Consider the following 10,247-nt stretch of genomic DNA (forward strand, 5'->3'; position numbering starts at 1 on the left):
CGACTTGCCGCTGTCCCGGTCCGGGCTCATCATCGGTTTCCCGCAGCGATAACGCGCTACGCGCGGTGCCGACATCGTGCGTAGCGACAGGGCGATGATGACAACCACTCCCGCTACCCTGATCGTCGTCGATGACGATCCCGAGATACGCGAGCTGCTGGCCGACTATCTCGGCCGCCATGGCTATCGCGCCCTGGTCGCCGAGGATGCCGAAGCGCTGCACCGGCTGCTCGCCACCGAGCCCCCCGACCTGCTGATCGTCGACATCATGCTGCCGGGCGATGACGGCTTCACCATTTGCCGCAAGGTGCGCCGCGACAGCGAGGTGCCGATCATCATGCTCACCGCCAGCGCCGACGATACCGACCGCATCCTAGGGCTGGAACTGGGGGCCGACGACTATCTGGGCAAGCCCTTCAATCCCCGCGAGCTGCTGGCTCGGATCAAGGCGGTGTTGCGCCGCACCCATAGCGCCCCTGGCGAGACGCCGGCCGAAGCCCGTCTGGTGGCGTTCGGTGACTGGCGCCTCGACCGCATGACCCGCGAGCTGATCGATGCTGAGGGGGTGCGTCTGCCGCTTTCAGGCGCCGATTTCCAACTGCTCCAGGTCTTTCTCGAACATCCCGAGCAGGTGCTCACGCGCGAGGCCCTCTATGAACGGACCCGCGGCCGCTCGGCGCCTCCGCTGGATCGCTCCATCGACGTGCATGTCTGTCGGCTTCGCCAGCGTCTGGGGGAGGAGTCCCAGCATCATCAGTTGATTCGCACCGTACGTGGGGTGGGCTATGTCTTCACCGCCCGGGTCGATGCGGTGACGTGATGAAAACGCGTTGGCTGAGGTGGCGCCGAGGCGCGGCTCGACATCTGCCGCGCACCCTGCGCGGCCGCTTCGTGTTGATCATGCTCGTCGGCGTGCTCACCGCCCAGCTCGCCAGCTATGCCATCTGGTCCTCCCAGGTACGCTCGAGCCAACTCGAGCAGCTCGACGAGTTGTCACGCAACGTGGCCTACAGCGTGGCCTCGACCATGCATTTCTTCCGCTCGCTGCCCTTCGAATATCGCCATATCGTGCTCGACCAGCTGCGCAATATGGGCGGCACGCGTTTCTTCGTCAGCGTCAACGAACGTCGCATTCCAGTCGAGGACATGGGTGACGGTCCCGAGAAGCGGCTGGTGGTCGACAACTTCCGCGAGATTCTGACCGACGAGCTCAATATCGACGACGTCCTGGTGGAGTTCTCGCGCCCCGAGACGCTGCGCGTGTACAACAACGAGGTGCTGCTGCACGACCTGCCGCCGCGCTGGGGCCAGCACAGCCTGCTGATGGAGCCGCTCTCGCCGCCGATCCTGGTGGTGCAGATGGAGCTCGCTCCCGATACCTGGCTCTATGTGGCGACGCTATTGCCGGTGCCCGAGCTGCTCGCCGACAACCGCTGGATCTCGGGCGAGCGACTGCTGGCGGCCTTCATGGTACTGCTCAGCGTGCTCGGGCTGTCCTTGCTCGGCATCCGCAGCGTCACTCGGCCCTTGGGCCGGCTGGCCAGGGCGGCACGGCAGCTCGGCGACGATCTCGATGCCCCACCGCTGCGCGAGACGGGGCCGCGTGAGGTCGCTGCCACCGCGGCGGCCTTCAACCGCATGCAGGAGCGCATACGCGACCAGGTGGAAGAGCGTGAGCGCCTCTTCTCGGCCATCTCGCACGACTTGAAGACGCCCATCACGCGCCTGCGCCTGCGCGCCGAGATGCTCGATGACCCTCGGCAGCGGGAGCGATTCTGTGCCTCGCTCGATGAGCTCGACCTGCTGGTCAAGGGCGCGCTGGCTTCGGTCAAGGGACTCGACCTGCACGAGCCGGTTGAAGAGGTCGACCCGCGAGCGGTACTGGACGAGCTGGCCGAAGAACTCGCGCTTCAGAAGGGAGAGGTGACGATCACCGGGCACGCCGCTCCGCTGCCCGTCAAGCCGCTGGCGTTCAAGCGCTGCCTGGCGAACCTGCTGGAGAATGCCGTGTTCTACGGCCGCCGTGCCGAGGTGACGCTCGACGATGGCCCCGAGCGGTTGACGATCGTCATTCGCGATCATGGCCCGGGCATTCCCTCGGGGGAGCGCGAGCGGGTCTTCTCGCCCTTCGTGCGTCTCGAGCCCTCGCGCAGCCGGCATACCGGTGGCAGCGGCCTGGGGCTCGGCATCGCCCGCCACATCGCGCGCGCCATGGGCGGCGACATCGCGCTCGCCAACCATCCCCAGGGCGGGTTGGTGGCGACCCTCGATTTTCCGCGTTCCTGAGGGCGCCCATTCCTCCAGGCAATGAGAGTTTCCCTTCCGCTCGGCGCTGTGAGGGCCGAGCCGTCAATGTGCTCAAGGAGCTTCTTTAGTCACAATCCCACCAGCCCCGGAGGCAGGCCGAAGACCTCGATGCCGCTGGGTGTGGCTTGGCCGATTTCGATGTCAATTCTCTGGGGCACGGCTTGTGAAAAGGCACGGTATTCGACGTAGGTGCCGCTTTTGTCTTGCCGGATCGCTTCCGGGGGCACCACCATGGCGGCGTCGCTCCGGTAGGTGGTGACGCGCAAGTGAGCGCTCATTCCGAGCCGAATGTGGCGCTGCTGTTCCGGTGTCAACGGCGACACACTGACGATGAGTGGATAGCTGGCTCCTGCTTCATAGCCTTGGGATTCCACACGCTGCACGCCGATGGAAGAGAGTTCGCCTTGCAGCTCGATGCCCGCGAAGGCATCGCCAGTGATGGTTACCGGTTGGCCGGGCTCAAGCCAATTGATGTCCACCTCTTCGGCCTGGGCGACGATGCGTATTCGCTCGGTGCTGGCGAGGATGAACAGCGGCTGGCCCCGGGTTACCCGAGCGCCGTTCTGCACCGGCTCTCTTTCCGCTTCGCCGCCCTGGCTGGGTGGCAGCATCACTACTCCGGCAAAAGGCGCGTGCAGCGTTCGTCGCTCGTGCAGTGCCAATAGGGCTTCATGACGGGCGGCGGCGTTCTCCAGCTCCATCTCGGCGATGCGCCGGTTGTCTCCACGCCCCTGGGCGAGGGTGGAAGCCAGCTCGGCCTCGGCGGCTTCCAGGTCGAACCGCTGCATGGTGGCCTGCTGCTCCAGGGAATCCACCTCCATACGCGGCACGATGCCCTTTTCCAGCAGGGTGCGGCTCTCGCTCAAACGCCGCTGGGTGTCGTTGAGGTTGAGCCGTGCGCTGGAGAGTGCACGCCGCGCCCGTGCGACTTCTTGCCCGTGCTCCCACTCTTGCAGATCATTGAGCGCGCGCTGCGCCTGCAAGCGCTGCGCCAGTGCCTCTCGCAGTTGTATGTCGAGCTGGGAGGTGTCCAATCGCAGCAAGTTTTCGCCTTCTTCCACACGGCTGCCCTCCGCTACCGCCAACTCCAGTACGTCGCCTTCGAAGGGTGCACTCAGGGTACGCAGCTCGGCAGGCTCGACCCGCCCCACCAACCCGAGCTGTTGAGCCAGCGGTTTTGGCTCTACCGGCCACCAAGCGGTCTCTTCCTGCGCTGTGTGCTGCCCGCTGTCCTGGCGCGACAGCCACACGGCCGCCAGCGCAAGCAGCGCAGCCAGCACCAGCCAATGCGCCTTCCGCCAGGGCTTGTCAGTCGTCATTGAGTGCAATGTCCCAGCTCTCCAAGGTCATGCCCAACCGCAGGTCGAGCTGGGTCTGGGCGTTGAGATAGGCAATCAGCGCCTTGAGCCGGGCATGCTGGGCGTTGCGTAGCTCCGTCTCTTGGCTCAGTACCTGGAAGTTGCTGGAGCGGCCCACCGAGAGCTTCTCGCGCTCCAGTTCCAGGGCACGCTGCGAGAGCTCGGCAGCGCGCTGGGCAAGCTGGAACTGACGCCACTGCGCTTCCAGGCTGCGCACGGCATCGTCGATGTCCCGCGCCAGGGTCTGCTCGGTCTCCGCCAGGCGCAATGCCTGGTCGTAGATGTTGACCCGTGCCTGCACCTCGTCCCGTCGCAGTCCGGCATTGCCGATGGGAATCTCCACTTGCACCCCAGCGTAGGCGTTCCAGCGCCGGTCACTGGGGTACTCACTACGGCCGAAACGGTCCTGCAACTGGCTGGCACCGCCCACCAGGGAGATATCCCACAAACGCTGGTTGTGCGCCACCGCCGCATGAGTCTCCACCTGCTCCCGGGCGATCAACTGGGTCAAGTATTCCGGCTGATGCGCCTTGGCGATGCGCCGCGCCTCTTCGGCATCGAGGCTGACCTGCTGGGCCGTGAGCGGCTCGCTGGCCCGCAGCGGCGTGGCAAGGTCCAGGGCCAACAGATGCAGCAACTCCAGCCGTCGCGATTCGCGCTGGTTGATCGCCTCCTCTACATCCAGCTCCCGGCTCGCCATGTCGGCCTGGGTCTGCACGATGTCGAACTCCGCCATTTGCCCGGCGGCGATCAGGGCCTCGTTCACCTCGGCCAGTTGCCGCGAACGTGCCAACCCATCTCCGGCGATGCGCACCTGCTCCTGGGCGCGCAGCAGTTCCCGATAGGCGAGCACGATCTGTGTCACCACCTGTGAGACCGTGGATTGCAGTTCCAACTGGTTCATCTGCTCGCTCAACCTCGCCAGGCGCAGCGGCGCCGTCGCAACGTCTCGCCCGGCATCGCGCAACAGTGGCTGGATCACCGTGAAGGTGACGCCGCGGCTATGGCGGCTGCCCACCTCGCCGCTGCGGTTGAGCGCTTCCATCCATGAGAGGCTAAAGTGGGTGCCCAGCGGTCCTTCCATGCTCACCGTGGGCGAGACTTCGTTGAGCTGTTCGCGGTCATCGTCGCGCTGGGTGACGATATAACGGCCCTGCACGTTGAATTGCGGGTCGAACTGCTCCTCCGCCACCTTCAGGTCGAAGCGCTGGGAAATACGCTGCAAGTAGGCGCTGCGGATGGTGCGATTACCCTGCAGCCCCAGGGCCACTGCCTTGGCCAGCGTCAGCTCCATAACCTCGCCAGCGGGCGGCTCGGCCACCACCGGTGGCGCGTTCATCACCGGCGCCGAAGGCTGCAGTATCTCCTCCATCCATGCCTTGGTGGGAGCACTCAGCGTCATCAGCAAGGCCACCGTTGCCAGCAGACGTCGTGGATCACTCGGCACGCAGCGCCTCCACTGGCTGAAGGCGAGAAGCCGAGACCGCGGGATAGAGCCCAAAGAAGATCCCTGCCAACAGGGCGCCGCCCATGCCAAGCGGCAGTGCCTCCCACGTCATGTGGAACTCCCAGCCGGAAAGGCGGATGAAGCCGTAGGCTGCCGCCACTCCCAACGCCGCACCGAGCCATGCGCCCAACAGTGAGAGATTGACCGCTTCCAGCAGGAACAGGCGGCGTATGTCGCGCCGCCGCGCCCCCAGTGCCATACGGATACCGATCTCTCGCTTGCGTTCGGTCACGCTCATCAGCATCACATTCATCACTCCCACTCCACCCACCAGCAGCGAGATGCCGCCCAATCCCGCCAGCAGATAAGTGAAGGTGTTGGCCTGCCGCTGCAAGCCATCGAGAAGCTGCTGGGGAATCTGCACGTCGACCTCCCGGCCATTCAACTCTTTGGCCAACTGGCTGCGAAGCGACTCGGCCAATGTTGGCAAATCGGCGTCATCTGCCTTGACGATCACGCTGCTGATCTCTGGGGAGGGGCGCAGGCGCCTCATCCCCTCGAGGGGAATGAGTATCGACTCATCCGCCGTAATCGGAATCAGTGGGTTACCGGGAAGACTCTCGGCAATGCCGATGACATGAAACAGATAGTTGTCGATCCGTATCAGGTCGTCGGCTCGTAACGGCGCGTATTGCGATCCCAGGTCTTCAGCGACGCGGGCGCCAACGACCGCGAAGGTCCCACGCCGATCAAAATGGGAAAGGTGGCGTCCCTCGTGCAGTCGAAGGCCAATGGTACGGGACAAGTCCTCTGTCGTGCCGACAAGAGCGGCGTCGGCCTCTTGGCCGTTGTGGCCGACTCTTGTGGAATGCAAGGTGAGGGGAGCAAGCCGTGATATACCCGGTACTGCCTTGCGTAGCGCATGGCTATCGAACGTCGATGGCAAGGGCCGACGATTATCCGCTGAATAGGGGAAACTGACGATCAGGGTGTCGGTACCCATATCCTTGAAGGTGCGCATCGCCTCTTCGGCGGCGCTCCCGCCGATGGTCAGCAGTGCGATGATCGAGCCGCTGCCCACCATGATGCCGAGCAGGGCCAACAGCGAGCGCCGTCCCGATAGGTTCAGATTGTCGATGGATTCGGCCAATACCTGCCTAAGCGTGATGTGAGCACTTGCTTCATGCATGTTTGTCGTCCCCAGCGGCAACGACTTCATGCATTTCTCCCTGATGGATTTCTAACTGTCGGTCGAAGTGTCTGGCCAGGGTGGTATCGTGGGTTACCATGATCAGGGTGGCGGCGTGCTCGCGATTCAAGGTGAGCAGCCGGTTCAGGATATCGGTGGCGGTTCGGTTGTCGAGGTTGCCGGTGGGCTCGTCAGCCAAGATGAGAGAGGGCGAGCCGATCAAGGCACGCGCGATTGCCACTCGCTGGCACTGTCCACCGGAAAGCTCTGCCGGGCGATGCATGGCACGCTCGGACAAACCAACCCTTTGGAGCTGTTCCATGGCATGTTGACGCGCTGCGTGACGCGATACACCGCGATACGAGAGCGGCAAGGCGACGTTATCCAAGGCCGTCAGGCGTGGCAGCAGATTGAAGGACTGGAAGACGAAGCCGATTTCCTGGTTACGGATCGATGCCAGCTCGTCCGTGCTGGCACGTTGCATGTCGCGACCGGCAAAGTGGAACTGCCCGGATGCAGGGCGGTCGAGTAGGCCAAGAATATTGAGCAGCGTACTCTTGCCGGACCCAGAGGCGCCCAGAATGACGCACGACTGGCCTCGCCATATGTCCAGCGTGACATGCTTCAAAACGAGGAGCTGTTGATCGCCCGTTCGGTAACCATGGCTGACGCCTTCCAAGGCGATCATGGCTGATGTGTCACGCATCGTGCTTTTCCCTATTTCAGCCATGCATGGCAATTAAAAGTGGAAATTCCTGAACTGCGGGAAACGCCGAATCCATTGGTGTTTCCCGCAGACTATGCCGCTTTTTACCTTTATTTCATGGTGAATTCGACCGACCAGGCATGGGTCGAAACGTTGGTCGAGGTGATATTGGCGGTACATACCGCGCCACCGCTGCCATCCGCGCTCTTGTTCCATTGCGGAATCATGACGCCGCCGCTGTAAATCTTGACGTAGCTGGTGCTGAAGCGGCACTCCTTTCTGCCGATGCGATAACGCACGGTGGCATAGTTGGCATCGGGGCTGATATGGCTTTGTACTGTATAGTTATCACTGCCACCTCCATTAACCGTTGAATCTGGCTTTGGCGATGCATTGGCATAGGTGCTCGATTCATTCGAGTTGACGATGGTGTAGGTCGCCTCGTCCGATGCCTGGTTCTTGAAAGTGATATCCACTGGTGGCCCCGCATGGGCGGCGCCTGCCGCCAGCGTTGCGATCAATGCCAGTCCGGCAACCAGGGTTTTCGATGCTTGCATGTCATATCTCCTTATGACGATTGAAGGGTACTTCCCTTACTTGCTTTCAGGCTCATGGGGTTTGAGCCGGTCCAGCACTGCAAAAAGGCTGAAGGGGTCCGGGGATTGCGCGGCCCGGGGGCGCTGATCGGTATCGTTGGCGATCCGCTGTTGTAGATCCATCTCGTAATTGGCCGGAAGCTGGGCCTGCTCGATGGGGGGCAGCGATTTGTAATGGGCCAGCACTTCCGTGTAGAAGTTGGTCATTTTCCCGGTGCGGTTGTATTCCGCCATGGCTTTTGCGACTACTTCCCTTTTCCATGCTTGTCTTTGTTCAGCCGCCTCGTAATAAGCTGCACGGCGCTCATTGACGGTATAGGTGCCGCTGTCGTCATAGACGATCAGCGATAGCTGGTCGTAAGACAGGCCGGCAAAGGGGTTGGGCGTTTCGCGGCTGCTATTCGCGGTGTTGACGAAGTCGGTGGCCTGTTGGGTGCGGGCCAGCAGGGCGGGATCGTCGGTATTGGGCACTTCGCTGTCGTGGCGTGCCTTGTTGGCCTTGTAGTTCGGCCCGAGAATCTGGCCGAGCAGTTCCTCAGCCCGGGCGCCCAATGCCTTGCGGCTCAGGGTGCTGTCACGCGCTTCGGCGCGCAGGGCGCTGTCACTCAACTGCTGGGCCAGGGTGGAAAGCCGGCTCGACTTCGGCGACGAGCCGGATGCCGGCGATGAGCTGTCGGTATGTTCGGCCTTGGTGGTGGCCGACGTGGCCCGGGTGTTGCTGCCTGTAATGGCTTGGCCGACCGAGGAATTCGGGGAACCGATGGTATTAGTCATGAGGGCCTCCTTGCTTGGCTTGAAATCATGCCTCCCGGTCGGCTGGGCTTTTGTAAGCTTGGTATTACAAGGGATGTACGCTTTCGGGGGCGTGCCGGAGCTGTGATTTCCCATGCAGGCTTTCAGGCTCATGGGGTTTGAGCCGGTCCAGCACTGCGAAAAGGCTGAATGGATCCGGGGATTGCGCGGCCCGGGGGCGCTGATCGGTATCGTTGGCGATCCTTTATTGTCGATCCATCTCGTAATTCGGGGGGGGTATGCCATCCCTTTCGGCGTCACCCTTTCTTGTTGTTGTTGTTGTCATTGAAGGTCCGGATCATCTCCAACAAGCGAGAAAACGGGGGCGCTCGCGATCCTTTTCACGGTTCACCCCGAAGGAGGTTTTATGATGCGCTCATTTAATTCCTATACAACCCCCTACGCATTCGGAAAACCGTCTGCGATACTAACGCTCTTCCGAGTCTTTCTGCTCAAGGCTACGCAGCGCCATCTCTAGCAGGTTTAAACCATCTTCGTTGTCAAGCACTGTTCTGATGTCGATGCTGCGCAACATACCCCCTTCCTCATCGCCCATTACGACGAAGAAACTCTCCAGCGATGCTTTTACTCCATTCGTGTAGGCGGGTAATTCAGGAAGATCCTCATTAACCGCTTGAGCGAGCTTGTTTTCTTCGGGAGCCGCCGACACACCGCGCCAGGCTCTCTCCGCCTCCGTCATGCCAGAGATCAATTTGGCGTCGACCTGCCTAGCCATGCGATCCAGGAAGGCACCGCCATAGTCACCTTCCGCTGCATATGTTTCGTCGTACAATTCACTTGCCCGGTTTCTGAAGTGAGTGTCGTTTTCCGTCATCTGCAGAAACGCTAAATAGCGCTCTGCCGCGGTAAAGTCTCCAGATTCATCAAAGGCGATTTTGGAGAGCGAGTGCCTATCCAGTTCGGCAAAAGGGTTTTCGGAAGATGCCTGGGGGAACGGCTCGCCGCTATTATAAAATTTCGACATCAGGTGGTTGGCCGCCTGCTCGGCGATAGAAAGCCGGTTTTCGTCGAAGCTGTCCGGACGTTCCAGCAGTATCTCAGCTACCTTACCCGTTTCCTGCCCGACCATTTCTTGGAGCTGTTCATGCATTTTTTCTATAAAAGCGTCGAACGCGGTAGGAGAGATGGTTGCTACGCTTTCCTCCTCCAAGAGGATCTTTGACATCTCCATCGCCATAGAAGAGAGGTTGACCGCGGTGCTTTTCTCGTCACTCCGCGCCAGGGAAAGGCTGCCGCCCATCCCGGATGAACCCATTAGCAGAGGAGAGTCGCCGGCTTGCAATCCAGTATAGTTTCCATTATTTATATAGTGGCCGCTCATGGTGCCGCGCCCTAGCACCTTTTCATTATAATGATTATTAGCGTTCAAGAGGTTGCTGGCATAGGCATGAGAGTATGTTTTCACGACTTTTCTCCGCTTATATATTGAGGAATAGCGCCCTCGGATTTACCGGACCGCGGGCAGTCAGTGATCAGTAGACCGTAAAGGTTGCGGTATATCGGTAAGGCTCGGACCATTGCTCGTTACTCAGCCGGTCCATGCAACCGGAGCCGCCTCCTACTCTGCTGGAGCCGCTTTCGTAAGCGGGAACGTAATATGAGCCTGCTTCCACCATGTAGAGCCGAGAAGTGAACTCACAGCCCCCTGTTCCGCCCACACGCTCATAAGTCACTTCAAACTTGTCGTCAATGACGATAAAGTTATGGTTCATCGCACTTTGCCGGGAAACGCGGCACGGATCTTCAGAAAGAAGTACTCCATGTCGCGGTACCCATAGGCCATCCGCTTGATGACCTTGATCCGATTGTTCATGCCCTCCAGCACGCTGGT

The 10,247-nt window shown here is 61.3% G+C and carries 10 protein-coding genes; 2 read left to right on the forward strand and 8 right to left on the reverse strand.

Translation table 11 applies throughout. From position 1 onward, the window contains the following. Positions 1–97: 97 nt before the first annotated feature. Positions 98–820 carry a response regulator gene (locus GFD32_RS09685; protein WP_163576355.1) on the forward strand — a complete coding sequence of 241 codons (723 nt, stop codon included), beginning with the start codon at positions 98–100 and terminating at the stop codon, positions 818–820. Continuing rightward, entirely contained in the window at positions 820–2,286 is a 1,467-nt protein-coding gene (locus GFD32_RS09690) for an ATP-binding protein (protein ID WP_163576346.1), read from the forward strand. Before GFD32_RS09685 ends, GFD32_RS09690 begins: the two co-directional genes overlap by 1 nt. Positions 2,287–2,375: 89 nt before the next feature. On the opposite strand, the gene GFD32_RS09695 is transcribed toward GFD32_RS09690, so the two are convergent. From GFD32_RS09695 to GFD32_RS09730, 8 genes are all read right to left on the reverse strand, one after another. After that, positions 2,376–3,626, reverse strand: a complete 1,251-nt coding sequence (locus GFD32_RS09695) for an HlyD family secretion protein (RefSeq protein WP_163576347.1) — start codon at positions 3,624–3,626, stop codon at positions 2,376–2,378. Beyond that, positions 3,616–5,112, reverse strand: coding sequence for a TolC family protein (locus GFD32_RS09700; protein WP_205599085.1), 1,497 nt, complete (start codon positions 5,110–5,112; stop codon positions 3,616–3,618). The genes GFD32_RS09695 and GFD32_RS09700 overlap by 11 nt, the downstream gene beginning before the upstream one ends. Beyond that, positions 5,102–6,331 carry an ABC transporter permease gene (locus GFD32_RS09705; RefSeq protein ID WP_205599087.1) on the reverse strand — a complete coding sequence of 410 codons (1,230 nt, stop codon included), beginning with the start codon at positions 6,329–6,331 and terminating at the stop codon, positions 5,102–5,104. Before GFD32_RS09705 ends, GFD32_RS09700 begins: the two co-directional genes overlap by 11 nt. Beyond that, positions 6,294–7,007, reverse strand: coding sequence for an ABC transporter ATP-binding protein (locus GFD32_RS09710; RefSeq protein WP_163576348.1), 714 nt, complete (start codon positions 7,005–7,007; stop codon positions 6,294–6,296). The genes GFD32_RS09705 and GFD32_RS09710 overlap by 38 nt, the downstream gene beginning before the upstream one ends. Before the next feature lie 110 nt (positions 7,008–7,117). Then, positions 7,118–7,564: a hypothetical protein gene (locus tag GFD32_RS09715; protein ID WP_163576349.1), complete on the reverse strand. Its 447-nt coding sequence runs from the start codon at positions 7,562–7,564 to the stop codon at positions 7,118–7,120. Positions 7,565–7,600: 36 nt separating this feature from the next. Next, positions 7,601–8,377 carry a hypothetical protein gene (locus GFD32_RS09720; protein ID WP_163576350.1) on the reverse strand — a complete coding sequence of 259 codons (777 nt, stop codon included), beginning with the start codon at positions 8,375–8,377 and terminating at the stop codon, positions 7,601–7,603. Between the two features lie 445 nt (positions 8,378–8,822). Further along, a complete protein-coding gene (locus GFD32_RS09725) occupies positions 8,823–9,821 on the reverse strand; it encodes a hypothetical protein (RefSeq protein ID WP_163576351.1) in 999 nt (332 codons plus the stop codon). A 303-nt stretch (positions 9,822–10,124) separates the two neighbouring features. Beyond that, positions 10,125–10,247: transposase (locus GFD32_RS09730; RefSeq protein ID WP_163574721.1), on the reverse strand; the 123-nt coding region annotated here is incomplete at its 5' end.

The sequence above is a fragment of the Halomonas faecis genome, assembly GCF_010993975.1.
Classification (GTDB): Bacteria; Pseudomonadota; Gammaproteobacteria; order Pseudomonadales; family Halomonadaceae; genus Halomonas; species Halomonas faecis.